This is a genomic window from Novosphingobium lindaniclasticum LE124 (assembly GCF_000445125.1).
Taxonomy (GTDB): domain Bacteria; phylum Pseudomonadota; class Alphaproteobacteria; order Sphingomonadales; family Sphingomonadaceae; genus Novosphingobium; species Novosphingobium lindaniclasticum.
On sequence record NZ_ATHL01000040.1, the window covers coordinates 14,371 to 40,828 of the forward strand.

Below are 26,458 nucleotides of genomic sequence, written 5' to 3' on the forward strand. Positions count from 1 at the left end.
GGTCGATCAACGAGAGAGCATCGGCATGACCTTTCTTCCCGAAACCGGCATCAACCGGCGCAACTTCACTCTGGGGCTGATGCTGGCGATGACCGCTGCCTGCAACACCGACGCGCAGAGCCGTCTGCCCGCGCGCGATACCTTCTGGCGTACCTGGCGCGACTTGTACCTCAATCCCGAAGGCCGCGTGGTGGACACCGGCAACAACGGCATCAGCCATAGCGAAGGCCAGAGCTATGGCCTGCTTTTCGCCTACAAGGCCGGCGATGCCGAGGCTTTCGACAAGATCGCCAAGTGGACGCAAAGCCGTCTCTCCCGCCCGGACATGGCGCTCCACGCCTGGCGCTACGACCCGTCCGCGTCCAACCCGGTCGCCGACCAGAACAATGCGACGGACGGCGACCTCGTCATCGCCTGGGCCTTGGGCATGGCCGGGCAGCGCTGGAACCGCAGCGACTACACCGCGCGGGCCGCGCAGATCCGCGCCGCGGTGCGCAGCCACTGCGTGATCGAGCGCCACGGCATGAGCCTGCTTCTGCCCGGCATCATGGGCTTCGTGAACGGCCAGGAAGTGACCCTGAACCCGTCCTACTTCGCCTGGCCCGCGCTGGACGCCTTTGCGAAGATCGACGGCCAGCAGGTCTGGGGATCGGTGATCCGGGACAGCGAGGCGATCACCCGCCTCGCCCGCTTCGGCAGCGCGCATCTGCCAAGCGACTGGGTCGTCATCGGCGCGCCGGGTCAGGTCGCCCCGGCACGCGACAAGCCGCCGCGCTTCGGCTACGACGCCATCCGCGTGCCGCTCTACGCGGCGCTGGGTGGCCGCGCCGCTCTGGCCTCCGACATCGCCGCTTACTGGCGGTCGCATCTTTCGGCCGGCAAGCCGATCCCGGCCTGGGTCGATGTCGTCACCGGAGAGGAAGCCAACTATGCCTTGTCGGCGGGCGGGGCGGCGGTGGTCGGCAGGCTGCTCGGCAGTGCCCAGCCTTCGCAGTTGACCAACGACTATTACGCGGCCTCGCTGCAGATGCTCGCGCGCTATCAGTGATCCTTTCGGGACCTCTCCGTTCTCCCGGCGGGCTGCGGAGAGGTCTACCTTTCGATCCGTGCAGAAACGTACTCAAACCTTCGTATTTGGTCGCAAATTGTCGCGCTTGCGAAAAGCCGGCTTGCAGGCAGCAACAATAGGCTGAATAGCAGCGCCGACAGGCTTTTTGACGGTGCGCGACTTGAAAATCACGTCTTCTTCGATTGCGGCGGCCTCGCTGCTGTTCCCCTCTCTACGCCAAGCCGGCGTCGCGGTATTGTCCGTGACTCTGCTGGCCGCCTGTTCCGGAGGGGATAAGAAGGACGACAAGCGCGGCGCCGCCCAAGTCGGCTTCATCGTCGTGCAGCCTTCCGCCGTTCCCCTGGCCGTCACGCTGAGTGGGCGAACGGTCGCCTTCGAGACCAGCGAAGTTCGCCCGCAGGTAACCGGCGTGATCGTCAAGCGCCTCTTCACCGAAGGCAGCCTGGTCAGGGCGGGACAGCCGCTCTACCAGATCGACCCCAGCCTCTACCGCGCCGCCGTGAACCAGGCCTCTGCCGATCTCGCCAGTGCGCGCGCCACCGCCGAAGCCGCCTCCGCCAAGGCCCAGCGCTTCAAGCCTCTCGCCGACATGGAGGCCGTGGCCAGGCAGGACTATATCGACGCGCTGGCGGCCTCGCGCTCGGCCAAGGCCTCGATCGCCCAGAACGCCGCCACGCTCGACACGGCCCGGATCAACTTGCGCTTCACCACCGTGCCGGCCCCGATCACCGGACGCATCGGCCGCTCGCTGTCGACCGTAGGCGCTCTCGCGAGCGCCAGCCAGGCCGACCCGCTCGCCGTCATCCAGCGCATGGACCCGATCTTCGTCGACATGCAGCAGTCGGCCACGGACATCACCGCCCTGCGCCGCAAACTGGCCGCCGGCGGCGTCACGCCGGGCAGCACGCAGGTCCATCTGCGCTTCGACGACGGCTCGCAGTATGCCTCGCCGGGCACCGTCCAGTTTTCCGACGTCACCGTCGACCAGGGCACCGGCACCGTCACTCTGCGGGCGCGATTCCCCAACCCCGACGGGCTCCTGCTGCCCGGCATGTTCGTAACCGCCGTGTTCGATCAGGCCACCGATCCCAGTGCCTTCCTCGTCCCCCAGAACGCGGTCCAGCGCGATTTCGACGGCACCGCCTTCGTCATGGTCGTCGGCGGCGACAACAAGGCGGTGCGCCGCAAGGTCACGGCCGATCGCACCCAGGGCGTGCATACGGTGGTCACTTCGGGCCTCCGGAAGGGGGACAAGGTCATCGTCCAGGGGCTGAACGGCCTGAAGCAGGGAGCGCCGATCAAACCGGTGGCGGCATCCAGCCCGCAGACGGTCGCGCCGCCCAGCGGAAAGCCCGGCAGCGGCGATAGCGCCGGTCAGCCCGCCGCCAAGGATCGCTGAGCCAGCCCATGTCGCGCATCTTCATCGACCGGCCGATCTTCGCCTGGGTTCTCGCCATCATCGTCATGCTGGCGGGCCTGGGCGCGCTGGCGTTCCTGCCCAACGAGCAGTACCCGGACATCGCGCCGACGCAGGTGAACGTCCGCGCCACCTACAACGGCGCCTCTGCCGAGACGATCGAGAACAGCGTCACGCAGGTCATCGAGCAACAGCTCACCGGCATCGACGGGCTGCTCTACTTCAGCTCGCAATCCTCGAACCGCGGGCAGGCGACGATCAGCGCGGTCTTCGCCAAGGGAACCGACCCGGATATCGCGCAGGTCCAAGTGCAGAACCAGGTCCAGACGGCCCTCTCCCGCCTGCCGCAGGCCGTGCAGGCCCAGGGCGTGCGCGTCACCAAGTCCAACCCCGACCAACTCCTGCTGGTCGCCGTCTACGACGAGACCGACAGCCGCTCGAACCAGGACGTTTCGGACTATCTCACCTCGAACATCCAGGATCCGCTGTCGCGCGTCCAGGGCGTGGGCGACGTGAACGTGTTCGGCGCCTCGCACGCCATGCGGATCTGGCTCGATCCGACGAAGCTCGCCGCGGTGTCGCTGATGCCCAGCGACGTCACTTCGGCCATCACCGCCCAGAATACCGAAATAGCGGCGGGCGAGATCGGCGGTCTTCCCGCTCCCGAAGACCAGTCGATCAACGCCATCGTCACCGCCGGCTCGCGTCTCCAGACCGCGGACCAGTTCCGCAACATCGTCCTGAAGACCAATACGGACGGCTCCGTCGTCACCATCGCCGACGTCGCCAGGGTCGAGATCGGCGCGGAGAACTATTCGACGATCAGCCGGATCAACGGCCACCCCGGTGCAGGCATCTCGATCTCGCTGTCTCCGGGCGCTGACGCGCTGGCGACGGCGGAACTCGTCAAGGACAGGATGACGCAGCTCGCCAAGGGCATGCCCGACGGCCTCGGCTATATCTACGGCAACGACTCCACGGCCTTCATCAAGCTGTCGGTGGCCGAGGTGGAAAAGGCGCTGTTCGAAGCGATCGTGCTGGTCGTGATCGTGATGTTCGTGTTCCTGCAAAGCTGGCGCGCCACGCTGATCCCGGCCATCGCCGTGCCGGTGGTGCTGCTGGGCACTTTCGCGGTATTCTACGTCGCCGGATTCTCGATCAATACGCTGACCCTGTTCGGCCTGGTGCTCGCCATCGGCCTGCTGGTCGACGACGCGATCGTCGTGGTCGAGAACGTGGAGCGCCTGCTGGAGGAAAACCCCGGCATGTCGCCGCGCGAGGCGACGATCAAGTCGATGCAGGAGATCCAGGTCGCCCTGGTCGCCATTGCGCTGGTGCTCTCCGCCGTGTTCCTGCCGATGGCCTTTTTCGGCGGCTCGACCGGGGTGATCTACCGGCAGTTCGCACTGACGATCGTGGTCGCCATGGTGCTCTCCGTCTTCGTCGCGCTGATCCTGAGCCCGGCGCTCACCGCCACGATGCTCAAGCCAAAGGTGGCCCACGGCGAGGCCACGCCGACATGGATCGAGCGGCGCGCGCCCTGGATCGCGCGGCCCTGGGAACGCTTCCACACCTGGTTCAACCGCAGCTTCGAGCGCATGACCGATGCCTATGCGCAGCGGGTAGAACGGGTGGTCGAGCACAAGTGGCGCTGGCTGCTGCTGTTCCTGATCGCCTGCGCCGCCACGTACGGCCTGTTCCAGCGCCTGCCGACCGGCTTCCTGCCGAACGAGGACCAGGGCACGATCATGGTGCAGTGGCGCCTGCCCGCAGGTGCGCCGCGCTCGCGCACGGAGGAAGTGCAGCGCCAGGTCGAGACGTATTTCAAGACTTACGAGAAGGGCAACGTCGCCAGCATGTTCACGCTTTCGGGCGGCGGCATGGGGGCGGCCGGCCAGAACACCGGCCAGGCCTTCGTCACGCTGGTCGATTGGGAATCGCGCAAGGGCAGCGAGAACAGCGCCGAGGCCATCGTGCAGCGCGCAAACGGCGCCTTGCGCGGATTGCGGGATGCGCAGGTCTTCACGCTCGTACCCGGCGCCATTCGCGGGCTCGGTTCCTCGGCGGGCTTCACCATGGAACTGCAGAACAGCAGTGGCATGACCCGCGAGGCGTTCCAGAAGGCGCGCGACGAACTGCTGGCCAGGGCCGGCGAGGACGACCGCCTTTCCAACGTGCGCCTAAGCGACCTTCCGGATGTCTCGACGCTGAAGATCAACACCAATACGCGCGCGCTGACCACCTACGGCGTCACCGCCGCCAGCGCCAACTCCACTCTCCAGACGGCCTGGGGCGGCACCTACGTCAACGACTTCCTTGACAAGGGCCGGGTGAAGCGCGTCTTCGTTCAGGGCGATGCGCAGTTCCGCTCGCGTCCCGAGGATCTCGCCAACTGGTTCGTGCGCGGTACCAGCGGCCAGATGGTGCCCTTCTCCGCCTTCTCCACGATTGGCTGGTCCACGGCGCCGAGTTCGTCCTCGCGCTTCAACGGCCTTCAGGCTTACGAGTTTTCGGGCAACCCTGCTCCGGGTGTCAGTTCCGGCACGGCGATGACGGTCATGGAAGAACTCGCGAGCAAGATTCCCGGTATTTCCGTCGCCTGGGCCGGCGCCTCGTATCAGGAGCGACTCTCATCCGGTCAGGGGCCGATCCTCTACGGCCTCTCGCTGCTGGTGGTGTTCCTCTGCCTGGCCGCGCTTTACGAAAGCTGGTCGATTCCCATCGCGGTGATCCTGGTCATTCCGCTCGGCCTGCTGGGCGCGATCCTGGCGGTGACGCTGCGCGGGCTGGAGAACGACGTCTATCTCCAGATCGGCCTGCTCACCACCATGGGCCTCGCCGCCAAGAACGCCATCCTCATGATCGAGTTCGCCGAACAGGCGGAACGCCAGGGCAAGCGGGTGATCGAGGCGGCGCTGGAAGCGGCCCGCATCCGCCTGCGCCCGATCCTGATGACGAGCTTCGCTTTCATCTTCGGCGTCATCCCGCTGGCGATCGCCAGCGGCGCGGGTGCCAACAGCCGTATCGCCATCGGCACCGCCGTCGTCGGCGGCATGCTCACCGCGACGCTGCTGGCGATCTTCTTCATCCCGCTGTTCTTCGTCCTGGTGCGCCGCGGCATGCGCGACGGGATCGCCTCTGCCCGCCGCCACCTGCAAGAACGCCGCGCACGCAAGGGAGGCGCCGCATGACCCGGTTTCGTCTGGTGGTGCTGACTTTGCCCGCCCTTGCGCTGAACGCCTGCTCGATGGCGCCCAAGTACGTCGCGCCCGTGGCGCCGGTTCCGGTTTCCTGGCCGGTCGGCGATGCCTATCTGGCGCAAAGCGAAGCTGCGCTGCCGCTGGTCTCCTATCGCGAGATCTTCCAGGACCAGCGCCTCCAATCGCTGGTCGAACAGGCCCTGACCAACAACCGGGACCTGCGAGTGGCCGCCGCCAACCTCGCCGCCGCCCGCGCGCAGGTCCGGGTCGTGCGCGCCAACCAGTTCCCCGCCATCGGCGTAAGCGGATCGGCCACGCGCACCGAGACGAACGGCCGGAACGGCGGTTCCCCGGCAGCGGTGACGGGCGATCGCACTTCCTTCTCCTTGCAGGGCGGGATCTCCAGCTTCGAACTGGACTTCTTCGGCAAGTACGCCAGCGCCACCCAGGCCCAGCGCGACACGGCTCTCTCCACCGAGGCGGCTGCCCGCACCGTGCGCCTCGGTCTCGTTGCCGATCTGGCGCAGGCCTGGACCGACTATGCGGCCGACAAGGATCTGCTGGAGATCGCAAGAGCCACCGCCGCCAACGCCGAGCGCAGCGTGACGCTCACCGGCGCGCGCCTCAAGGGCGGCGTCGCCCCACGCACCGATCTGCGCCAGGCCGAGCAGGTTCTCGAAACCGCGCGCGGGGACGTGGCCTCGCAGACCACGGCTCTGGCGCAGGACATCAACGCCATCCGTCTGCTCGTCGGCGCGGACTTCGACGAAAGCCTGCTTCCCGGCAGCCTCGACGAAGTGAACCGTTCCCTGGCCGTCCTGCCCGCCGGCACCAGTTCCAGGGTCCTGCTGCGCCGCCCCGACGTGGTGGAAGCCGAATATCTGCTCCGGGCCGCCAATGCCGATATCGGCACGGCACGCGCGCAGCTCTTCCCGTCGATCTCGTTGACGGGCCTGCTGGGGGTCGCCAGCAATGCCCTGTCGGCATTGTTCGACAAGGGCGCGTTCTCGGCCACGCTGGGCGGCAGTGCCGATTGGTCGATCTTCAACGCCGGCGGGCGCGTCGCCAATGTCGAAGTCGCCAGGGCGCAGCGCGACGCGGCGCTGGCGTCCTACGAACGGGCGATCCAGACCGCTTTCAGCGAAGTGGCGGACGCCCTGGCGGACCAGGGCACGCTGTCCGAGCGCCTGCGCGCCGCCTCGCGCTTCACGGAAGCGGCCAGCGACACCGCCCGGCTGACGGAAGCGAGCTATCGCCAGGGTATAACCAGTTCGCTCGAGAACCTGGATGCCCAGCGCAGTCTCTATAGCGCACGGCAACAGGAAATCGCGGTCCGCCGCGCTCTCGCCGGCAATCGCATCACGCTCTACCGCGTGCTCGGCGGTGATCAGGCTTCACCGGCACAGGCGGACTGAACAGCACGGCGGAACCCGATAAGCGGCCGGGTTGAGGTGATGCGATGCGATGCGATGCAGGGCGCGGATGTCGCGCTGATCCGTCAGGGCCTTGCACCGGCCGTATCAGCGAGATGTCCGCTTTGGGCCGGGCGTTCTCATCCCGTCGCCGCGAAGCAATCCAGCGGCGGTTTGTGCGGCTCTGGATCGCTTCGCAACGCTCGCAATGACGATGAGCCGTGGGTCGCCTGCTGGTGCTCATTCCCAAGCGACCCCAGTGCGATCTTCCCCAGCCGGCGCTACCAGATCGCGGCGCGCCCCACCCTCAGACCAAGGCCTTGACCTTACCGAGTACCATCTCGGCATGCTCCTTCCGGCAGATCAGCAAGTCGGGCATGTAGACGTCTTTCTGGTTGTAGACGAGCGGCGAGCCGTCGATCCGCGAGACGTGAAGCCCCCAGCCCAGCGCGACGGCGGCGGGCGCGCAGCTGTCCCATTCGTACTGTCCGCCGGAATGCAGGTAGATATCCGCCTCTCCCCGCAGGATCGCCATGGCCTTGGCCCCGGCTGATCCCATCGGCACGAGTTCCGCGCCGATTTCCTCGGCCACGCTGGTCGCTTCCCTGGCAGGCCGTGTGCGGCTGACGACCATGCGCAGCTTTTCCGGTGCGGGCGGCACCTCTCCCGGCTGGTCGGAGCGCAGGACCACGCCCGCGCCCGGCAGCGCCACCGCGCCCAACACTGGCGCCCCGTCCACCGCCATGCCGACATGGACGGCCCAGTCCGCCCGCTCCTCGCCATATTCGCGGGTGCCGTCGACCGGATCGACGATCCACACTCGCTCCTTGCTCAGGCGCTCGGCATTGTCCTTTTCCTCTTCGGAGAGCAGCCCGTCCTCGGGCCGCTGCTCACGAAGGGCGTGGCAGAGGAACTGGTTGGCGGTCTGGTCCCCCGCCTTGCCCAGCGACTTGCCCGAGAACAGGCCGGAGGCCCGCACGTCGAGCAGGATCTGGCCGGCCACCTGGGCCAGATGGGCGGCAAGATTGGCGTCGTTCAGGCTCATCAGGCGTCTCCCAGCAGAGTGTCGACAATGAGGTTGGCCGCCTCTTCCGGCGAGATCACCGTCGTGTCGATGCGGATTTCAGGGTTGCGCGGCGCTTCGTAGGGGCTGTCGATGCCGGTGAAGTTCTTGAGTTCGCCGGAGCGCGCCTTCTTGTAGAGTCCCTTGACGTCACGCGCCTCGGCCACCTTCAGCGGGGTATCGATGAACACCTCGAAGAATTCGCCTTCGGGGAGCATCGAGCGCACCATCTCCCGGTCCGCCTGGAAGGGCGAGATGAAGGCGGTGATGACGATCAGGCCCGCGTCGGTCATCAGCTTCGAGACTTCGCCCACGCGGCGGATGTTTTCGATGCGGTCGGCCTCGGTGAAGCCCAGATCCTTGTTGAGGCCGTGGCGCACGTTGTCGCCGTCGAGCAGGAAGGTGTGCCGGTTCATCCGGTGAAGCTTCTTCTCGACGAGGTTGGCAATGGTCGACTTGCCGGAGCCTGAGAGGCCGGTGAACCACAGCACCGCCGGGCGCTGGTTCTTGAGGCCGGCATGCTGCTTGCGGTCGATATCGACGGCCTGCCAGTGCACGTTCTGGGAACGGCGCAGCGAGAAGTGGATCATGCCCGCCGCCACCGTGGCATTGGTCATCTTGTCGATCAGGATGAAGCCGCCGAGCGTGCGGTTGTCGGCATAAGCCTCGAACACGATCTGCTTGTCGGTGGTCAGTTCCGCCACGCCGATCGCGTTCAGCTCCAGCGTCTTGGCCGCCAGCTTCTCCATCGTGTTGACGTTGACTTCGTACTTGGGTTCCTGGACCGTCGCCGAAACCATCTGCGTGCCGACCTTCAGCCAGTAGGCGCGGCCGGGCACCATGGCCTCATCGGCCATCCAAACGAAGGTCGCCTCGAACTGGTCGGCGGTCTGCGGCGGATTGTCCGCGATCGAGATCACGGACCCTCGCGAACAGTCGATCTCGTCGGCGAAGCAGACGGTGACCGACTGGCCCGCGACCGCTTCCTCCAGATCGCCGTCATAGGTGACGACGCGGGTGATCGTGCTGGTCTTGCCCGATGGCAGAACGCGGATCTTGTCGCCCGCCCTGACCGAGCCGGTGGCGATCAGGCCCGAGAAGCCACGGAAATCGAGGTTCGGCCGGTTCACCCACTGCACCGGCAAACGGAACGGTTTGTCTGCGTCTACCGAGGAGAGAACCTCCACCGTTTCCAGATGCTCGACCAGCGTGATGCCCGCGTACTGCGTCGCCTTGTACCACGGGGTCTTGTCCGAAAGCGTGGTGATGTTGTCGCCCTTGAAGCCCGAGATCGGCAGGGCGGTGAAGCTCTCGATGCCGATTTCCCGCGCGAACGCGCCATATTCCTCGACGATCCTGTCGAAGACATCCTGGCTGTAGTCCACGAGGTCCATCTTGTTGACGGCCAGGACGATGTTCTTGATGCCGATCAGGTGGCACAAGTACGAGTGGCGGCGCGTCTGCACCAGCACGCCCTTGCGCGCATCGATCAGGATCACCGCAAGGTCGGCGGTGGAGGCGCCGGTGACCATGTTGCGGGTGTACTGTTCGTGGCCCGGGCAGTCGGCAACGATGAACTTACGCTTCTCGGTGTTGAAGAAGCGGTAGGCCACGTCGATGGTGATGCCCTGCTCGCGCTCTGCGGCAAGACCGTCCACCAGCAGGGCGAAGTCGATCTCCTGGCCCTGGGTGCCGACCTTCTTCGAGTCCGATTGGAGCGCATCCAGCTGGTCCTCGAAGATCATCTTCGAATCGTAGAGCAGGCGCCCAATCAGGGTGGACTTGCCGTCATCGACGCTGCCGCAGGTGATGAAGCGCAGCATCGTCTTGTGCTCGTGCTGGACGAGGTACGCGTCGATATCGTCCGCGATCAGTTGGTCGGTAACGTAGACGGCTTCTTTGGTTTCAACGTCGGACATCAGAAGTACCCCTGCTGCTTCTTGACTTCCATGCCGGCACCGCCGGCGTCCTTGTCGATGGCGCGGCCTTGCCGTTCCGAGGTGGTGGTGAGGAGGGTTTCCTGGATCACTTCCGGCAGCGTCTTCGCCTCGCTCTCCACCGCGCCGGTCAGCGGGTAGCAACCGAGCGTGCGGAAGCGGATCGAGCGTTCCACGGGAACCTCGCCGGGTTGGAGCGGAAAGCGCTCGTCGTCGACCATCAGCAGCATGCCGTCGCGCTCCACGGTGGGGCGCTTGTCCGCGAAATAGAGCGGCACGATCGGAATGTCGTTGAGGTGGATGTACTGCCAGATATCCAGCTCGGTCCAGTTGGAGATCGGGAAGACCCGGATCGATTCCCCGCGCGCCTTGCGGGCATTGTAGAGGTTCCACAGTTCCGGCCGCTGGTTCTTGGGATCCCAGCCGTGCGAGGAGGTGCGGAACGAGAAGATACGCTCCTTGGCGCGGCTCTTCTCCTCGTCGCGGCGGGCGCCGCCGAAGGCTGCGTCGAAGCCGAACTTGTCCAGCGCCTGCTTCAGGCCTTCGGTCTTCCACATGTCGGTGTGGAGCGCGCCGTGGTCGAAGGGATTGATGCCCTTCTCGGCCGCTTCCGGGTTCTGGTAGACCAGCAGCTCCATGCCGCTCTCCCGCGCCATCTTGTCGCGCAGTTCGTACATCGCCTTGAACTTCCATGTCGTATCGACGTGGAGCAGCGGAAACGGCGGCGGCGAGGGATAGAAGGCCTTGCGGGCAAGATGCAGCATCACCGCGCTGTCCTTGCCCACCGAATAGAGCATCACCGGCTTCTCCGCCTCGGCAACGACTTCGCGGATGATATGGATGCTCTCGGCTTCGAGGCGCTCCAGGTGCGTGAGTGTCTTCATCAGGTCATCCTCTGCCGGGGCGCGTGCCCGTTGGCTGGGTCTCGGTTCGTCCCCACCCGAATCGCAGGGATGACAATCGAGTGAACCTCCCATATGGGAGGGTATGGCCCTCACGAGCAATGATGAGACCGATCTTCTGATCCCACTCTTTCAGGGAAGCAGCGAAAATCCGCGTTTCTCGACATTTCTGGAAAGGTTGCGTCGCCGCAGCCAAGCCGATTACGTCAGCCTGATCCTCCGCATGGGCGATGGATCCCACACCGCAATTGCCGACAGCTACGCCGGATTCGACATGCGCCAACGCGCGCTCGAGTCGCGGATCGAAAGCCCGTTCGACCTCGATCGCTATCTCTACGACAGCTTGCGGCCAGGGCGCGTATACTCGATCGGCGAACTGATCGATCACGATCCCATTGCCCGATCCGACCGCAACCGCAGAATGGCCCGTCTCGGAATCGGCGACGAGCGTGTGGTGCGAATTACCGGGGGCGACGGCTACAGTGCCTGGCTGCTGATGGCGCGTGCGCGGGAATGCACGGCAGCGGACAGCGCGCTGCTTTCCAGCCTCGTGCCCTATGTCGCGATCGCACTGGAAAACCTGGTGGCAATGGGCCGCGATCGGCTTTCGGCGCGGGTAAATGCCATGGGGTTGGAGCGCACCGGAAAAGGCTGGATGCTCCTCGATGCCGACGCCCGCGTCGTTGCCGCCGACCCCGCACTCACACGGTTCTGGCAGGCCCATTGCGGCGCGGCACTGCGCCCCGGCGAGCGGGTGCTTGGCCTCGACCTTGCCGCCGAGCGCAAGCTGGCCGCCGCAGCCGCGGAAATGGCGCAGGATCGCACTTTGCCCGCCCGACCGATGCTCCTGCGCAGCGATCCCCGTGTCGAGGCGCTGTTGGTGCCCGCCGACGATGCCGAGGCGCTTGCCGCCCCCGCTCTCATGGCGCTCTGCACCCTGCCTCAGCCTCACTCGAACCACGGCGCCGAGCGGTTGGCCGAAATCTTCAACCTGGCACGACGGGAAGCCGAACTGGCGATGGCTCTGGCTGATGGGCAATCCATTGCCGAGGCCGCCGGGCGCATGGGGCTGACGCTGGAAACCGCCCGCAACTACTCGAAGCGGCTCTACGCCAAGCTGGGCGTGCGCGGCCAGGCGGAACTGGTGAAGCTGGTCTACGAGAGCAGCGCAGTTATGGGGTGAACGGTACTGGGCGGGCGCGGACAGAGTCCGCCCCAGTGCAGCTCACCCCAAACGTCATCGTGAACTTGGTTCAGAATCCCTTTCTGCGCACGAACCTCCGCTCCTCAGCTCCGCCGGACATTTGCCGCTATCGGAGCCGAGACACCGGAGATCACGTCACCACGTCAGGCGCCGATCGGCCGGTGTGATGCGCGATGCCGGCAATCTCGTGGGCCGCCGCGATCTGGGGTTCCAGCATCACGCCGGTCTCGGCGTCGATCGCACCCGTGGCGGGCTCGTAACGTTCGAGATAGACGCGCAGGGTCGCCCCCTGAGTGCCGGTCCCCGAGAGGCGGAAAACGACCCGGCTGCCGTCCTCGAAGAGCACTCGCACACCCTGGTTCTCGCTGACGGAATGATCGACCGGATCGGTGTAGGAGAAGCTGTCGGCACGGGACACCGTCAGCGAACCGAACATTTCGCCTGCCAGTGTCGGCAACCTGGCCTTCAATTCGTCCATCAAGGTCGCCGCGGCGGCGCTGTCCACCGCCTCGTAATCATGACGGGCATAATAATTGCGGCCGAAGCGCGCCCAGTGCGTACGGGCGAGTTGATCGACGCTGATATCGCGCACGGCAAGGATGTTCAGCCAGAGCAGGACAGCCCAAAGGCCGTCCTTCTCGCGCACGTGGTCGGACCCGGTACCGGCACTTTCCTCGCCGCAGATCGTGACCTTCCCCGCATCGAGCAGGTTGCCGAAGAACTTCCATCCGGTGGGCGTCTCGAAGCACGGAATGCCAAGCGCTTCCGCTACCCGGTCGGCGGCGGCACTGGTCGGCATCGAGCGGGCGATGCCGGAAAGGCGGCCTCGGTAGGCCGGGGCAATTTCGATGTTGGCAGCCAGCATCGCCAGCGAATCCGAAGGCGTGATGAAGCGTCCGCGCCCGATGATGAGGTTGCGGTCGCCGTCCCCGTCGGATGCCGCGCCGATGTCAGGCGCGTCTGGCCCCATCATGAGGTCGTAGAGTTCCTTGGCATGGATCAGGTTGGGATCGGGATGATGCCCGCCAAAGTCCTCCAGCGGCGTGCCGTTGACCACGGTCCCGGGCGCGAAGCCAAGACGATTTTCGAGGATTTCCATCGCGTAAGGCCCGGTGACAGCGCTCATCGCATCGAAGCGCATGGTAAAGCCGCTGGAGACCGCTTTTCGGATAGCATCGAAATCGAACAGCTGTTCCATCAGGTCCGCATAGTCGGCCACCGGATCCAGCACCTCGACGGTCATGTCGCCCACGGTAACTTCGCCAAGCCGATCGAGATCGATGTCCTCGGCCTCGATCGTCAGCCAAAAGGCGATCTCTCGGGTGCGTGCCAGGATCTCGCCCGTGACGCTTTCCGGCGCCGGGCCGCCGTTGGCGATGTTGTACTTGATCCCGAAATCCTCATCCGGACCGCCGGGATTGTGGCTGGCCGACAGGATCAGGCCGCCGCTTGCGCCGTACTTGCGGATGACATGGCTCGCTGCCGGCGTCGAAAGAATACCGCCCTGCCCGACCAGCACCCGCGCATAGCCGTTGGCGGCGGCCATGCGGATGGCCTGCTGGATCACGGTGCGATTGTGGAAACGACCATCACCGCCGATGACCAAGGCCGCACCCGGCTGCGGCTTGACGACGTCGAACACCGACTGGATGAAGTTTTCGGCATAGTTAGCCTGCTGGAATACCCGCACTTTCTTGCGGAGGCCTGACGTTCCGGGCGCCTGTCCATCGAAAGGCGCGGTCGGTACGGTGACGATCTCGGTCAAAACCCATTCTCCAAGCAGGACGTTGCGACGCAAATGCGCTCGCCGGTATAGATAGCCTCTAAGGCAATCCGGTTGCACGTCCCTTACGGTAAATCACCATCTAAATCAGACCGTTGTCACTCATACTGAAGATACCGCTGCGCGCGACGATGAAATGGTCGTCCAGAGCGAACTCGAGAGCGCTCATGACCTGCCGGAACTTGCGAGTGGACCGAACGTCTTCAACGCTTGGCGTCGGGTCGCCGGAGGGATGGTTGTGGACCAGAACCAGTCGGCGCGCGTCGAGGTCGAAAGCGCGCCGCACGGTGCGGCGCAGCGGCAGTTCGCAGGTGGACTGCCGCGTGCCGACGTGAATGTCCTCGGCGATGAACAGGCCTTCGCCGGTCAGGAAGACCACCATGACGCACTCCTCTCGCCGACCCTGCAGGCGGCTGGCGAGGTACTGGCGAAAAGCGGAGCCGGTGAGGCTGATCGGCTCGCCGAGCAAAGTCTCGCGCAGGGCAACGGCGGCGAGATCCCGGGCGGCGACGATCACTGCGGCGATGGCCTGCCGGTTGAGCCCCGAAACGTCGATTTCCTCGGCCAGTGCTTGCGCGGAAGCGGAATAGACGGTTCTGAGCGATCCGAAACGGCGGATCAGGCGGCGTGCAACGGCCTCGCTCCGCTCTCCGACGACGGGGCGGAGGATTTGCGCCAGGAGGGATAGCTGCCCCGTGTCTTCCGCCGCCGCGCGTGAAAAACCAGGCCGAGGGCCATCGCCAGAAGCTGGACGTAGGATGGGATGATCGCCATCACCTGATAGGCCGTCGTATGGATATCGACGATCCCCAGCCGATAGAAATGGCTCGAAAAAGCTATGATCTGAGCCCCACCTATCCATAACGGATACACCCTGTTGGCATGGAGCGCGACATAGCCGATGCCCAGCAGGCTCGACATGTCGATCGCCAGATGGACGACATCCACTCCGTAGTAGACCAGCAGGTCCGAGCCGCGACCGAGGTGATAGATCCGGTCGACCACGACCATGCCCAGCATGATCCCCGCCAGAATGCGCTCAGGCGCATCGCCGCGTCGCCAGGCCACGAGGAAAAGGAGGAGATAGACTCCATATTGGAGGTAGGCCCGCGCGCCCCAGGTCAGCATGCAAGCCCCCCATGGCCATGCCGCCTGAAACGCGCGGAACCCGCGATCGGACCTGGGTCGCTTAGGCCGATCGCAACAGGGTTGCGTCTTCGATCAGTCGGCCGTTTTCGGGGCAGGCTTCCGGCTCGTCGGCGATCGCGTGGATGTCGCGGCCGATCCCGAGGAGTTCCTGATGGACGCGGAGCATGTCGTTCTGGCTTTCGAGCAGCGTGCGCTGCGTCTTGGCAAGGCGCATCAGCGCGGTCTGGCCGGTGAAAGTTGCCACTCCATCCGCCTGGCGCGCGAGAAGCATCGATTCCATCAGGCGCGCCGATGCGAGAAGCGCGGAATCCAGCGACAGTTCGGCCTCGGGCAGTTGGCGGGCGATGCGGGCGGTGGCAGCGGAAATCGTGATCGACATGGTGACCCCCATTCAGCGACATCGGCCCGAGCGATGCGTTTGCGTAAACCGTGGCAGGAGGCTGGATCAAAGCAGACCGCTCAGCTTCGTGGCCAGATCCAGACCGAACACCGCCACGAGGAGCAATCCTCCGGCAATGGCGATCATGGCGGCCGTGCGGCTGAGACCCGCATTCGCTCCATCGAGCACCTCCGGGACGATCCGGGGAAAGTTCTCTTCCTGCCAGGGCGCCGTCACCTTGAATGTGGCGCTGTCGGCAAGCGTGAGCCTTTCGACCAGTTCGTCTCTGCCCTGATCCTCATCGAAGAGGGTCATGGCCGGAACCTGAGGATTCTTCTCTGGTAACGGATTACAGGCTGCCGCCTGGTCCTGCTGATACTGCCTGTAAGCCCGGGCCAGTTCGGCGCGTGGCGGCGATCCGGTGCGGCTGCGAACCCCTTCGATGCGCTGGTTCACGGCGCTTTCGGAAATGCCCAGATCCCAGGCGATTTCCTTGCTCGTGCGGTTTTCGGCCACAAAGGCCAGGACCTCGTGCTGTTTGGATGTCAACGACGGGAATACCGCCAGGATGCGTTGAAACTGCGTCACTTCGCCGCCAGCGTCCGTTCGCTCTAGGTCCATAAACGCTACCGAACCACCCTCGTTCCGCCGTGCCCCAGCCCCGCCGTCCGTGCGGCGCGTTTATAGGTCGTCTGCAAATGCTCTATCAAGCCATGACAGGTCACAATTTAACCGTATCGGATGCATCTCTCATCGAGATCGCCCCTGCGGCCCTTAGGAAATCGATTGCCGAGCCCGTCCGGGACCGCTCGCGCGCAGGCTCGTCTATCGGCCTATCCTTAACCAATCTTGTTCGGTCAGCGATTCGCAACCTGGCAACATCGAAAAGATCCATTTCGGAGGATATTTGGCGAGCACGTGAATCAAAACGCCGCGCATGGCGCGGCGTTCGATAGTCGCTGACAGGTTCCGGTGATCCCAGGCGAGGGAGTAGATCCGCTAAGTGAGGTCCTCGCCCTGCGCGATCATTCCTCGCCCATGCGCAGGGCGGCGATGAAGGCTTCCTGCGGGATCTGCACGTTGCCGTACTCGCGCATGCGCTTCTTGCCCTCCTTCTGCTTTTCCAGAAGCTTCTTCTTGCGGGTGATATCACCGCCGTAGCACTTGGCGGTCACATCCTTGCGCATGGCCGAGATCGTCTCGCGGGCGATGACCTTGGCACCGATCGCCGCCTGGATCGGGATCTTGAACATGTGCCGCGGGATCAGTTCCTTCAGACGCTCCACCAGCGCACGGCCGCGCGGCTCGGCCTGGCTGCGATGGACCACCATCGAGAGGGCATCGACCGGTTCGTTGTTGACGAGGATGTTCATCATCACGAGATCACCCTCCTGAAGCCCGATCTGCTCATAGTCGAAGCTGGCATAGCCGCGACTGATCGACTTCAGGCGGTCGTAGAAGTCGAACACCACTTCGTTGAGCGGCAGCTCATAGGTCACCTGAGCGCGGCCGCCGACGTACGTGAGATCCTTCTGGATGCCGCGACGGTCCTGGCAGAGCTTGAGGATCGAGCCGAGATATTCGTCCGGCGTGTAGATCACGGCCTTGATCCACGGCTCTTCCATGAAGTCGATCTTGACCGGATCGGGCATGTCGGCCGGGTTGTGGAGTTCCTTCACCGTGCCGTCGGTCATCGTCAGGCGATAGACCACCGAAGGCGCCGTGGTGATGAGGTCGAGATCATACTCGCGGCTCAGGCGCTCCTGGATGATCTCCAGGTGCAGCAGCCCGAGGAAGCCGCAGCGGAAACCGAAGCCTAGCGCCGCGCTCGATTCCATTTCGAAACTGAACGAGGCGTCGTTCAGGCGCAGCTTGCCGATCGATTCGCGCAGCTTCTCGAAGTCGTTGGCATCGACGGGGAAGAGCCCGCAGAACACCACCGGCTGCACTTCCTTGTAGCCCGGCAAAGCCTGCGCCGCGCCGCCCTTCACGGTAGTGATGGTGTCGCCGACTTTCGCCTGCTCCACTTCCTTGATCTGCGCGGTGATGAAGCCGATTTCGCCCGGCCCCAGTTCGGGCAGGTCGATGCGTTTGGGCGTGAAACAGCCGACGCGGTCGACCAGATGGTCGGTGCCGCCCTGCATGAACTTGACGTTGAGGCCCTTCTTGATGACCCCGTCGATCACGCGCACCAGAATGACGACGCCGAGATAGGGATCGTACCAGGAATCGACCAGCATGGCCTTCAGCGGCGCAGTGCGATCGCCTTTGGGCGCAGGGATCTTGGCGACGACGGCTTCGAGAATCTCGTCGATGCCGATGCCCGACTTGGCCGAGGCGAGCACGGCGTCGGAAGCGTCGATGCCGATCACTTCCTCGATCTCGTTGCGCACCTTTTCCGGCTCGGCGGCGGGCAGGTCGATCTTGTTGATCACGGGCACGATCTCATGATCGTGCTCGATCGACTGATAGACGTTGGCCAGGGTCTGCGCTTCCACGCCCTGCGCCGCGTCCACTACCAGCAGCGCGCCCTCGCAGGCGGCAAGGCTGCGGCTGACTTCGTAGGCGAAGTCGACGTGGCCGGGCGTGTCCATGAGGTTCAGCTCATAGGTGATCCCGTCGGACGCCGTGTAGTTCAGGCGCACGGTCTGCGCCTTGATGGTGATGCCGCGTTCCTTCTCGATGTCCATGTTATCGAGCACCTGGGCGCTCATCTCGCGGTCGGAGAGGCCTCCGGTGCGCTGGATCAGGCGGTCGGCAAGCGTGGACTTGCCGTGATCGATATGGGCAATGATCGAGAAATTTCGGATCTGGGCGAGTTCGGTCATGGGAGCGCCGTTAGCAGCGCTTGAGCCGTTTGAAAATGCGGTCCGCGCGCATTTTCGCCCGTGCCGTCAACCTGTCTTGCGCAGCAATCCCGCCGCGCCCGTTTCCCCGGTTCGACCGGCGGCAACATCGGTCGGTGCGATCAGGACGTTGCCTGAGGCGTCGAGTTCGAGCGGGTCGACGAATTCGACCCCCATGCGGCCACGTCGGCACCAGCGCGCGGTGGCGAGGACGACGGTGCCCTCGGCCAGTTGGAGTGCGAACTCGGTATCCACCGGTACGTTCCACAGCCCTTCCACCGTGGCGCCGGTGGCGGAAATGTTGCGGATGATCCCGTGATAGACATGACCGCCGTGCTCAAGGACGACCTTGCGCGTCGTCGGCTGGCGCGAGGCGCGGGCGGAACGGGGGCCGCTGGCGACGGCGACGAGCCCGCGCTCCAGCCGCGCGACGACTTCGGCAGAACTCAGCGGTTTTTCGTAGATGTAGCCTTGGATGTGACTGCATCCGAGCAGGCGAACGAGATCGAGTTCATCGAAAGTCTCCACGCCCTCGGCTGTCGTTTCCATGCCCAGCGCTTCGGCAAGGCTGACGATGGAGGAAATGATCGCGCCGTTCCGGCTGCCTTCGACGCAGGCGCCGCGCACGAAGCTCTGGTCGATCTTGATCTTGTCGAACGGGGCTTTCTTCAGGTAGCCGAGCGAGGAATAACCCGTCCCGAAATCGTCCAGTGCCAGGCGCACGCCGATGTCCTTGAGCGCGCCGAACATGGCTTCGGTGGACGCGTCCTCGCCGAGGAAGACGCTTTCGGTGATCTCCAGTTCCAACCGCTTCGCCGCAATGCCCGAATCGGCGATCGCCTGCGCGACGATCGAGGGCAGTTCGGCATTGGCGAACTGCAGCGGCGAGACATTCACTGCCACGCGCACGTCGTTCGGCCAGGCGGCAAGGTCGCGGCAGGCCTTGCGTAGGACCCATTCGCCGATTTCCGAGACGAGCCCGGTTTCCTCCGCCACGGGCACGAACTTGGCCGGTGACAGATAGCCGTGCCGGGGGTGTTTCCAGCGCAGCAACGCTTCGAAGCCGGTGATCGTCTGGGTTTTGGTATGGATCTGCGGCTGATAGTGCAGTTCAAGCGCGCCGCCCGCTATGGCGTCGCGCAAGTCCTGCTCCAGCTGCTGGCGCTCGCGCGCGTCGGAGTGGAGATCGTCGTCGTAGAAATGATGGCGCCCTCTCCCTCCGTCCTTGGCGGCGTAGAGCGCGAGGTCGGCATTGCGGATCAGCACTTCGCTGCTGGTACCGTCCTCGGGGCACATGGCGATGCCTACCGAGGCGCCGATGGTGACGCGGGTGCCATCGATGGAATAAGGCTGCGACAGGTTCTCGATCACGCGGCGCGCCAGATGGCCAAGACCTTCATGCTGGTGATAGCCCGGCAGGATCACCTGGAACTCGTCTCCGCCGAGGCGCCCCACCCGCCCCATGTTCGCCACCGTCAGGCGCAGGCGCTCCGCGACCTGCTTGAGCAGGGCATCGCCGGCCGGATGGCCCAAGGTGTCGTTGACCTGCTTGAAACGGTCGAGATCGAGCAGGAACACCGCGCAGGCCCGGTTTTCGGTCCGCGGCGAGTTGATGACCTTCTCCAGCCACTCCGACATCTGGAACCGGTTGGCGAGCTTGGTCAGCGAATCGAAACGGGCGAGCCGGGTGACGTGCTGCTGCGACTTGCGCGTCTCGGTCAGGTCGATGCCGGAGCCGCGAAAGCCCAGGAAGTTGTGAAACTGGTCCAGCACCGGTCGGCCGCTGATCGACCACCAGCGCTCATCCTGTTCGTCGGTAGCGGCACGCACGGCCACGTCCTGGAAAGAGGACCGGGTCGAGAGATGGAACGCCAGCGTACGCTCGCTGTCGTGGTCTTCCGCGCGCAAGCGGAACAGGCTGAGAAAGGGCTTGCCGTAAAGCTCGGTCTGGCGGCTGTGCAGCAGTTCGGCGATGCGGGGCGAAACATAGGCGACCAGGCCCCGGCGATCGGTTTCCCAGAACCACCCCTGACCGGTCTCCTCGTATTCGCGCAGCAATTCCTCCGCGCGGTGCCGTTCCCGCTCCTGGATCGCCAGACGCATCGATTCCTCGCGGGCGAGCCGCGCCTGCCGCATCGCCGCCACCAGTCCGATGACGAGCCCTGCTCCCAGCAGTCCGAAAGTCCCGAGCGAGGCGGAGTGAAGCGAAGCGCCGGCCCAGACCCCCAGCGTCGCGGCGACGATCGATGTCAGTCGGCGGTCGAGCAGCACGGTCGCCAGCAGGACCAGCAGACCATAGCCCTTGATCGTGATGCGCCAGTCCAGCGCCGGAACCTCGCGCGTCCATTGCGCGGCGGCCATTCCAAACAGCAGCATCGGTAGCGCGATCGTCACCAGCATCAGCGGATAACGCTTCCAGCTGCGGTGATGCAGACTTCCCTCGACGGTCGCCAGCCAGGGCGTGGCGAGACACAGCAGAACGGCTGCAAAGGAAAGCAACAGGGACAGCGAACCCGGCGCACTGCGCGACGTGAAGCCCAGGGCGACCATCGTGCAGACCATGGCGGGCGCCATGAGTTCCCAGCGCCGGGCGATGAAGAAGTGCAGCGGATCGCTGCTCGGCGCGCGGCCGCGAAGGAAGGCGAAGTTGGGAACGCCTCGGTTTTCCGCACCCTCGACGCCGGGTCCAACCTCAGGACCGGACGCAGGCGGGTTCGACGCGCTTTCGCACGGCTGCCCGTTCAGCTCCTTGAGTCCCTTCTTCGCCATTGGATCGGCTATTGCCTCCGCGCCATTGCGAAAGTGTTAAGTTCCGGCAACCAAACCGCAATTGGTCCCTACCCCATTCGATCCTATCCGATCGAGCCATATATATGGCAGGCGCCGACCGCCCGGCCTGTTTTCGCTTGCCGAGTGTGCGCAACCGTGATCACTTCGTGAATGGCGGGCGCGCTGGCGCAGTTTCCGTCCGCCTGGGAGAAAAATCCATGCGACACATCGCCATAGTCGGATCGGGACCGGCCGGGTACTACACCGCCGAGGCAGCGCTCAAACAATGGAAAGACGGCGTCCGGGTCGACATCTTCGATTCCTCGCCCGTGCCCTTCGGGCTGATCCGCACTGGCGTCGCCCCCGATCACCAAAGCATCAAGAGCGTCGCGCGGCGCTACGAAACCACCGCCCTCAGCAAGAATGTCCGCTTCGTCGGCAACGTCATGGTCGGGCGCGACATCACCATCGACGAATTGCGCGGTCTCTATGACGGGGTCGTGCTCGCGACCGGCGCGCCGAACGACCGCAAGCTGGGCCTGCCGGGCGAAGACTTGCCCAACGTCTACGGCAGCGCCGCCTTCGTCGGCTGGTACAACGGACATCCTCAATTCGCCGAGCTGCATCCCGATTTCAGCCATGACACGGCAGTGATCGTCGGCAACGGCAACGTCGCGCTGGACGTCGCGCGGATCCTCGCGAAGTCCGGCGAGGAGTTCGAAGGCAGCGACATCGTAGCCCATGCCCTGGCCTCGCTGCAGACCGCGCGCATCAGGCGGATCGTCATCCTGGGACGGCGCGGGCCGCATCAGGTTACCATGACGCCGAAGGAGTTGGGCGAGCTGGCGAAACTCGCGCGCGCCTGCCCCCGCGTCGATCCCGCCGACCTGCCCCCGCTGGCAGAGGACGCCGGGCTCGATCCCGGCATGCGCAAGACGATGGGCCACTTGCGCAGCTTCGCCGCTGCGGAAACTTCCGCCAACGACAATGGCCGGGACGGCGCGGCAGAGATCGCCTGCCCCGGCCGCGACATCGCCATCGAGTTCGATTTCTTCGCGGCTCCGCGCGCAATCCTCGGCACGGACCGGGTCGAGGGCGTGGAGATCGAACGTACCAGGCTGGCAGACGGCAAAGCCGTGGGCACCGGCGAGACCTACCACATCCCGGCTGGGATCGTCATCGCCTGCATTGGCTACCAGACCTCGCGAATACCGGACGTCCCCTATGACGAACAAGGCGGCCGCTTCGCCAATGTCGAGGGGCGTATCATGTCCGGCCTCTATTGCGTCGGCTGGGCGCGGCGCGGGCCTACGGGAACGATCGGCACCAATCGTCCGGACGGCTTCGCCATCGTCGAAAAGATCGACGCCGATCTCGGCGCCTGGGGAGAGGCAGGCAGCGGAAAGACGGGGCGATCCGGCTTCGAGGCACTCGCGGCGCAGCGCGGGATCGACTACGTCAAATTCACCGAGTGGCAGAAGATCGACGAAGCCGAAGTCGCCAACGCCCGAGCGGGCGCCCCGCGCGAGAAGATCGTCGAGGTGGACCGCATGATCGCCAAGGCCCATCCCTCGGTTCAGGAGAGCTGACTGCAATGAAAAAGGCCGGGGAAGCACCCCGGCCTTGTTCTGCAACCCGAAACTTAGGTCAGACGCGCATCGGCATGAGCACGTAGAGCGCCGGGCTCTTTTCGTCCTGCCGGATGAGCGTGGGCGCGCCGGCGTCGGCAAGGTGGAGTTCCACCGTGTCGCCGTCGATCTGTCCGAGTATGTCCTTGAGATAGTTGGCATTGAAGCCGATCTCGAAGCCATCCGAACCGTAGTCCGCCGGAACCTCTTCCGCGGCCGTGCCGTTGTCGGGCGAAGTCACCGAAAGCGTCACGCGGTCCTGTTCCAGCGCCATCTTCACCGCGCGGGTCTTCTCGGTGGCGATGGTCGCCACGCGGTCCACGCCTTCGAAGAAGCTCTTGGGATCGATCCGCAGCAGCTTGTCGTTCCCGGTCGGGATGACGCGCGTGTAGTCCGGGAACGTGCCGTCGATCAGCTTGCTGGTCAGCACCACGCCGTTCTCGCCGCCGAGGGTGAAACGGATCTTGCTGGCCGAAAGATCGATGAGCACATTGGTGTCGAGCGCTTCTTCAAGCAGCTTGCGCAGTTCGCCGACGCATTTACGGGGCACGATCACATCCGGCATGCCCTCGGCGCCGTCGGGGCGGGCGAGCGTAAAGCGCGCCAGGCGGTGACCGTCGGTGGCGGCAGCCTTCAGCTCCTCGTCCGAGACGTGGAGGAAGATGCCGTTGAGATAGTAACGCGTTTCCTCGGTGGAGATCGCGAAGCGGGTACGGTCGATCAGCTGGCCCAGCGTGGCGGCCGGGATCTCGAAGCTGGTCGGCAGTTCGCCTTCTGCGATCATCGGGAAATCGTCGCGCGGCAGGGTGGGAAGCTGGAAGCGGCTGCGCCCCGCCTTCACCACCATGCGATTGTCCGACACGTCGAGGCTTACCTGGCTGCCGTCGGGCAGCTTTCGCGCGATGTCGAACAGCAGGTGCGCGGAAACCGTGATCGCACCGGCCTGTTCGACCGAGACGGCACCCAGGGTTTCAACGACCTGCAAGTCGAGGTCAGTCGCCATGATGCGCAGCGATCCGCCGCCCGAAGCCTCGATCAGGACGTTGGATAGGATGGGAATGGTATTGCGCCGCTCGACGACGGACTGCACGTGCGACAGGCAGCGCAGGAGCGTGGAACGTTCGATTGTGGCCTTCATGGCGCCTCTAGTCCCCCTTGGTCGGGCTAAGGATGCGCGCGCATCCCGAATTTCAGGACGAATATCTCTAGCGAACGGAAAACAGGCGGCAAGCGACTATTGCGCGCACTATGGTGTTTCTGGGGATAAACAGGGGGATTTCGGTCGTTTTTCAACCGATCCGAACGCGTTCTACGGAGTTCGGCATCAAAAACATTCAAGTGGGCTTTGCGCAGCGAATTAGCTCGACCAGCGGCATCGATGCGCTGCGAAAAGTACCGCAGGCTTATGGCCCGAAATTCCGCACATGCCCCTGCCCATCCAGCGCAAAACGAGCGCTGCCATAAGCCGAGCGGGGCGCGAGCACCCGAATTTCATAGACCACATTGGGCGACAGCCGCTTTGCGCGGACATGGGGCCGCTCCAACCCGCTGCGCGTGTCGAGAACCGATTTTCCCTTCAGAGCCTGTCCATAGACGAACGGGAACCTGTTATTGCAGCCGTCCGGCCAATAGGACCAGTAGGCACCCTCGGCAATCTGCTGGGGATCGTCCCCTGCTTCTGCCTTGGCCCGCGGACCGCTCGAGGCCCGCACGTCCACCATGCAGAAGCGATCCGGCCGCGAAAACCAGTTTCCGGTGGGCACGAAAGCCAGGCGCCCACCGATCATCTCGGCGTGGAAGTCGAAGTCGGACGAGCACGACCCGAGCAGCAGTGCGACTCCGGCTGCTGCAAGGATCGAGACCCGCTTCATGACCTCAGATCATTACCATGCCGCCGTTGACGTGGATCGTCTGGCCGGTGACGTAGCCGGCTTCTTTCGAAGCCAGGAACACGGCGGCAGCGGCGATATCGTCGCCCTCGCCCATGCGGCCCATCGGGATGCGGCCGTTCAGCGCGTCCTTTTGCGCATCGGGCAGCACATCGGTCATCGCCGTGCGGATGAAGCCCGGCGCGATGCAGTTGACGGTGACGTTGCGGCTGGCGAGTTCCTGCGCAAGGCTCTTGGACATGGCAGTGATGCCGCCTTTGGCCGCGCAGTAGTTCATCTGGCCGGGATTGCCGGTGGTGCCGACGACCGAAGTGACGTTGATGATGCGGCCGAAGCGCGCCTTCATCATCGGCTTGGTGACGGCGCGCATCAGGCGGAAAGTCGATTCCAGGTTGATCCTGATGACCTGGTCCCACTCCTCGTCCTTCATGCGCATGGCAAGGTTGTCACGGGTGATGCCGGCGTTGTTGATCAGGATGTCGATCTTGCCGAGCGATTCGAGCGCGGCGGGAACCAGCTTCTCCACCTGCTCGGGATCTCCGAGGTTGCAGGCGATGGCGACATGATCGACGTCCTGCACATGCTGCGGGGTGTGCTCGTCAAGCTCGTCGCGGAAGGCGCGCAGCTTTTCGGCATTCGAGCCCGAGATGGCAAGGCGGGCACCCTGCGCGGCCAGCGCGCGGGCGACGGCCGAACCGATACCGCCCGAGGCGCCGGTGACGAGGGCGGTCATTCCGTTGAGGTTGAACATCTTTTCAAATCTCCGTGACGCGCTCTCCCGTGGCGGGGAGCGCTGGTCCGCTGAACGGACCTTTCTTCAAGCCTCCAGCGGTCCCGGGTCAAGCCCGGGACGACGCGGATCAAAGGGTTTTGGTCAGTTCCTCGATCTCGGCCATGGTCACGGCGGAGATCACTTCCACCTCCCCGGCCGAACGCTTGATCATCGGCCCGAGCACCTTGCCGCCAAGTTCGACGAAGGTGTCGACGCCGGCCTCGCGCATGGCGATCGCGCTTTCGCGCCAGCGGACGCGGCCGGTGACCTGTTCCACCAGCAGGCGCTGCACTTCGGCGGGGTCGGTGACGACCGAGGCGGTGACATTGGCGAAGAGCGGCACATGCAGGCTGCCCGGAGGAGTCTTGCCCAGCGCTTCTGCCATGGCGTCGGCAGCGGGCTGCATCAGCGGGCAGTGGAACGGCGCCGAGACCGGCAGCAGCACGCCGCGCTTGATCCCGAAGTCCTTCACCAGCGCGACGGCGCGCTCGATGGCTTCCTTGTGGCCGGAGATCACGACCTGCGTGGGATCGTTGTCGTTGGCGACGGTGCAGACCCGACCTTCGGCAGCAGCGGCGGCAAGTTCAGTCGCCTTCTCGATATCAGCGCCCAGCAGCGCCGCCATGGCGCCAAGGCCGACCGGAACCGCTGCCTGCATCGACTGGCCGCGCAGCTTCAGGAGGCGCGCGGTGTCGGCAAGGCTGAAGGCTCCGGCAGCGCAAAGCGCGGTATATTCACCCAGCGAGTGTCCGGCGACGAAATCGGCCTTGTCGGCCAGCGTCACGCCGCCTTCCTTCTCCAGCACGCGCAGGACGGCGACGGCATTGGCCATGATCGCCGGCTGGGCATTCTCGGTGAGCGTCAGTTCCTCTTCGGGGCCCTGCGTCATCACGCGGAAGAGATTCTGGCCGAGCGCCTCGTCCACCTCCTGGAAGACCTCGCGCGCGACTGTGCTGGCTTCGGCGAGTTCGGCGCCCATGCCGACCTTCTGGCTGCCCTGTCCCGGGAAAACGAATGCACGCATCTTGGCGGCTCCTTC

General features: G+C 64.9%; 20 protein-coding genes. 6 read left to right on the plus strand and 14 right to left on the minus strand.

Translation table 11 applies throughout. The features are described 5' to 3' along the window. The first annotated feature begins 25 nt into the window (after positions 1–25). From L284_RS29635 to L284_RS29650, 4 genes are all read left to right on the plus strand, one after another. Positions 26–1,048 carry a glycosyl hydrolase family 8 gene (locus L284_RS29635; RefSeq protein WP_021232928.1) on the plus strand — a complete coding sequence of 341 codons (1,023 nt, stop codon included), beginning with the start codon at positions 26–28 and terminating at the stop codon, positions 1,046–1,048. 217 nt (positions 1,049–1,265) lie between these two features. Continuing rightward, positions 1,266–2,468, plus strand: a complete 1,203-nt coding sequence (locus tag L284_RS29640) for an efflux RND transporter periplasmic adaptor subunit (protein ID WP_040712602.1) — start codon at positions 1,266–1,268, stop codon at positions 2,466–2,468. A gap of 8 nt (positions 2,469–2,476) precedes the next feature. After that, positions 2,477–5,677: an efflux RND transporter permease subunit gene (locus L284_RS29645; protein ID WP_021232930.1), complete on the plus strand. Its 3,201-nt coding sequence runs from the start codon at positions 2,477–2,479 to the stop codon at positions 5,675–5,677. Continuing rightward, positions 5,674–7,101, plus strand: coding sequence for an efflux transporter outer membrane subunit (locus tag L284_RS29650; RefSeq protein ID WP_021232931.1), 1,428 nt, complete (start codon positions 5,674–5,676; stop codon positions 7,099–7,101). Before L284_RS29645 ends, L284_RS29650 begins: the two co-directional genes overlap by 4 nt. A 304-nt stretch (positions 7,102–7,405) precedes the next feature. On the opposite strand, the gene L284_RS29655 is transcribed toward L284_RS29650, so the two are convergent. From L284_RS29655 to cysD, 3 genes are read right to left on the minus strand one after another with little or no spacing between them, the layout of a single operon-like run. After that, positions 7,406–8,143, minus strand: a complete 738-nt coding sequence (locus L284_RS29655) for a 3'(2'),5'-bisphosphate nucleotidase CysQ (RefSeq protein ID WP_021232932.1) — start codon at positions 8,141–8,143, stop codon at positions 7,406–7,408. Continuing rightward, positions 8,143–10,080, minus strand: coding sequence for a sulfate adenylyltransferase subunit CysN (gene cysN / locus L284_RS29660; protein WP_021232933.1), 1,938 nt, complete (start codon positions 10,078–10,080; stop codon positions 8,143–8,145). The genes L284_RS29655 and cysN overlap by 1 nt, the downstream gene beginning before the upstream one ends. After that, complete coding sequence (gene cysD / locus L284_RS29665; RefSeq protein WP_268745341.1) at positions 10,080–10,985, minus strand: sulfate adenylyltransferase subunit CysD; 906 nt, start codon at positions 10,983–10,985, stop codon at positions 10,080–10,082. Before cysD ends, cysN begins: the two co-directional genes overlap by 1 nt. Positions 10,986–11,178: 193 nt before the next feature. Here cysD and L284_RS29670 point away from each other — a divergent pair, with 193 nt between their 5' ends. Then, positions 11,179–12,183: a helix-turn-helix transcriptional regulator gene (locus L284_RS29670; protein ID WP_235054306.1), complete on the plus strand. Its 1,005-nt coding sequence runs from the start codon at positions 11,179–11,181 to the stop codon at positions 12,181–12,183. A 151-nt stretch (positions 12,184–12,334) separates the two neighbouring features. Here the strand turns inward: L284_RS29670 and L284_RS29675 are convergent, their stop codons facing one another. From L284_RS29675 to L284_RS29700, 7 genes are all read right to left on the minus strand, one after another. After that, complete coding sequence (locus tag L284_RS29675; protein WP_031341583.1) at positions 12,335–13,969, minus strand: alpha-D-glucose phosphate-specific phosphoglucomutase; 1,635 nt, start codon at positions 13,967–13,969, stop codon at positions 12,335–12,337. A 100-nt stretch (positions 13,970–14,069) separates the two neighbouring features. Further along, the gene (locus tag L284_RS48665) at positions 14,070–14,504 is read right to left on the minus strand and encodes a JAB domain-containing protein (RefSeq protein WP_021232937.1); all 435 of its coding nucleotides are present in this window, start codon (positions 14,502–14,504) and stop codon (positions 14,070–14,072) included. A 101-nt stretch (positions 14,505–14,605) separates the two neighbouring features. Continuing rightward, complete coding sequence (locus L284_RS48670; RefSeq protein WP_021232938.1) at positions 14,606–15,115, minus strand: hypothetical protein; 510 nt, start codon at positions 15,113–15,115, stop codon at positions 14,606–14,608. A 61-nt stretch (positions 15,116–15,176) separates the two neighbouring features. Then, on the minus strand, positions 15,177–15,515 hold the full coding sequence (locus L284_RS29685; RefSeq protein ID WP_031341585.1) for a hypothetical protein: 339 nt from the start codon (positions 15,513–15,515) through the stop codon (positions 15,177–15,179). 66 nt (positions 15,516–15,581) lie between these two features. Beyond that, complete coding sequence (locus L284_RS29690) at positions 15,582–16,064, minus strand: helix-turn-helix transcriptional regulator (RefSeq protein WP_235054307.1); 483 nt, start codon at positions 16,062–16,064, stop codon at positions 15,582–15,584. 476 nt (positions 16,065–16,540) lie between these two features. Continuing rightward, positions 16,541–18,343, minus strand: coding sequence for a translation elongation factor 4 (gene lepA, locus L284_RS29695; protein ID WP_021232941.1), 1,803 nt, complete (start codon positions 18,341–18,343; stop codon positions 16,541–16,543). A gap of 66 nt (positions 18,344–18,409) precedes the next feature. Further along, positions 18,410–21,130, minus strand: a complete 2,721-nt coding sequence (locus L284_RS29700) for an EAL domain-containing protein (protein WP_021232942.1) — start codon at positions 21,128–21,130, stop codon at positions 18,410–18,412. Positions 21,131–21,348: 218 nt separating this feature from the next. Between L284_RS29700 and L284_RS29705 the strand changes: the two genes are divergently transcribed. Continuing rightward, positions 21,349–22,719 (plus strand): FAD-dependent oxidoreductase, encoded by a 1,371-nt coding sequence (locus L284_RS29705; RefSeq protein ID WP_021232943.1) that lies wholly within the window; start codon positions 21,349–21,351, stop codon positions 22,717–22,719. A 58-nt stretch (positions 22,720–22,777) separates the two neighbouring features. On the opposite strand, the gene dnaN is transcribed toward L284_RS29705, so the two are convergent. The 4 genes from dnaN to fabD form a co-directional block, all read right to left on the minus strand. Then, on the minus strand, positions 22,778–23,896 hold the full coding sequence (gene dnaN / locus L284_RS29710; protein WP_021232944.1) for a DNA polymerase III subunit beta: 1,119 nt from the start codon (positions 23,894–23,896) through the stop codon (positions 22,778–22,780). A 265-nt stretch (positions 23,897–24,161) separates the two neighbouring features. Further along, the gene (locus L284_RS29715; RefSeq protein ID WP_021232945.1) at positions 24,162–24,629 is read right to left on the minus strand and encodes a hypothetical protein; all 468 of its coding nucleotides are present in this window, start codon (positions 24,627–24,629) and stop codon (positions 24,162–24,164) included. Between the two features lie 4 nt (positions 24,630–24,633). After that, a complete protein-coding gene (gene fabG, locus L284_RS29720; RefSeq protein WP_021232946.1) occupies positions 24,634–25,398 on the minus strand; it encodes a 3-oxoacyl-[acyl-carrier-protein] reductase in 765 nt (254 codons plus the stop codon). Positions 25,399–25,507: 109 nt separating this feature from the next. Beyond that, positions 25,508–26,443 (minus strand): ACP S-malonyltransferase, encoded by a 936-nt coding sequence (gene fabD / locus L284_RS29725; RefSeq protein WP_021232947.1) that lies wholly within the window; start codon positions 26,441–26,443, stop codon positions 25,508–25,510. Between the last annotated feature and the right edge of the window lie 15 nt (positions 26,444–26,458).

Excerpts from the sequence above, each read along its gene's own strand:
- fabG (WP_021232946.1), bottom strand. The coding sequence starts at position 25,398 with ATGTTCAACCTCAACGGAATGACCGCCCTCGTCACCGGCGCCTCGGGC.
- L284_RS29685 (WP_031341585.1), bottom strand. The coding sequence starts at position 15,515 with ATGTCGATCACGATTTCCGCTGCCACCGCCCGCATCGCCCGCCAACTG.
- L284_RS29655 (WP_021232932.1), bottom strand. The coding sequence starts at position 8,143 with ATGAGCCTGAACGACGCCAATCTTGCCGCCCATCTGGCCCAGGTGGCC.
- L284_RS29635 (WP_021232928.1), top strand. The coding sequence starts at position 26 with ATGACCTTTCTTCCCGAAACCGGCATCAACCGGCGCAACTTCACTCTG.
- L284_RS29650 (WP_021232931.1), top strand. The coding sequence starts at position 5,674 with ATGACCCGGTTTCGTCTGGTGGTGCTGACTTTGCCCGCCCTTGCGCTG.
- dnaN (WP_021232944.1), bottom strand. The coding sequence starts at position 23,896 with ATGAAGGCCACAATCGAACGTTCCACGCTCCTGCGCTGCCTGTCGCAC.
- L284_RS29645 (WP_021232930.1), top strand. The coding sequence starts at position 2,477 with ATGTCGCGCATCTTCATCGACCGGCCGATCTTCGCCTGGGTTCTCGCC.
- L284_RS29700 (WP_021232942.1), bottom strand. The coding sequence starts at position 21,130 with ATGGCGAAGAAGGGACTCAAGGAGCTGAACGGGCAGCCGTGCGAAAGC.
- L284_RS29715 (WP_021232945.1), bottom strand. The coding sequence starts at position 24,629 with ATGAAGCGGGTCTCGATCCTTGCAGCAGCCGGAGTCGCACTGCTGCTC.
- lepA (WP_021232941.1), bottom strand. The coding sequence starts at position 18,343 with ATGACCGAACTCGCCCAGATCCGAAATTTCTCGATCATTGCCCATATC.
- cysN (WP_021232933.1), bottom strand. The coding sequence starts at position 10,080 with ATGTCCGACGTTGAAACCAAAGAAGCCGTCTACGTTACCGACCAACTG.
- L284_RS29705 (WP_021232943.1), top strand. The coding sequence starts at position 21,349 with ATGCGACACATCGCCATAGTCGGATCGGGACCGGCCGGGTACTACACC.
- L284_RS48670 (WP_021232938.1), bottom strand. The coding sequence starts at position 15,115 with ATGCTGACCTGGGGCGCGCGGGCCTACCTCCAATATGGAGTCTATCTC.
- fabD (WP_021232947.1), bottom strand. The coding sequence starts at position 26,443 with ATGCGTGCATTCGTTTTCCCGGGACAGGGCAGCCAGAAGGTCGGCATG.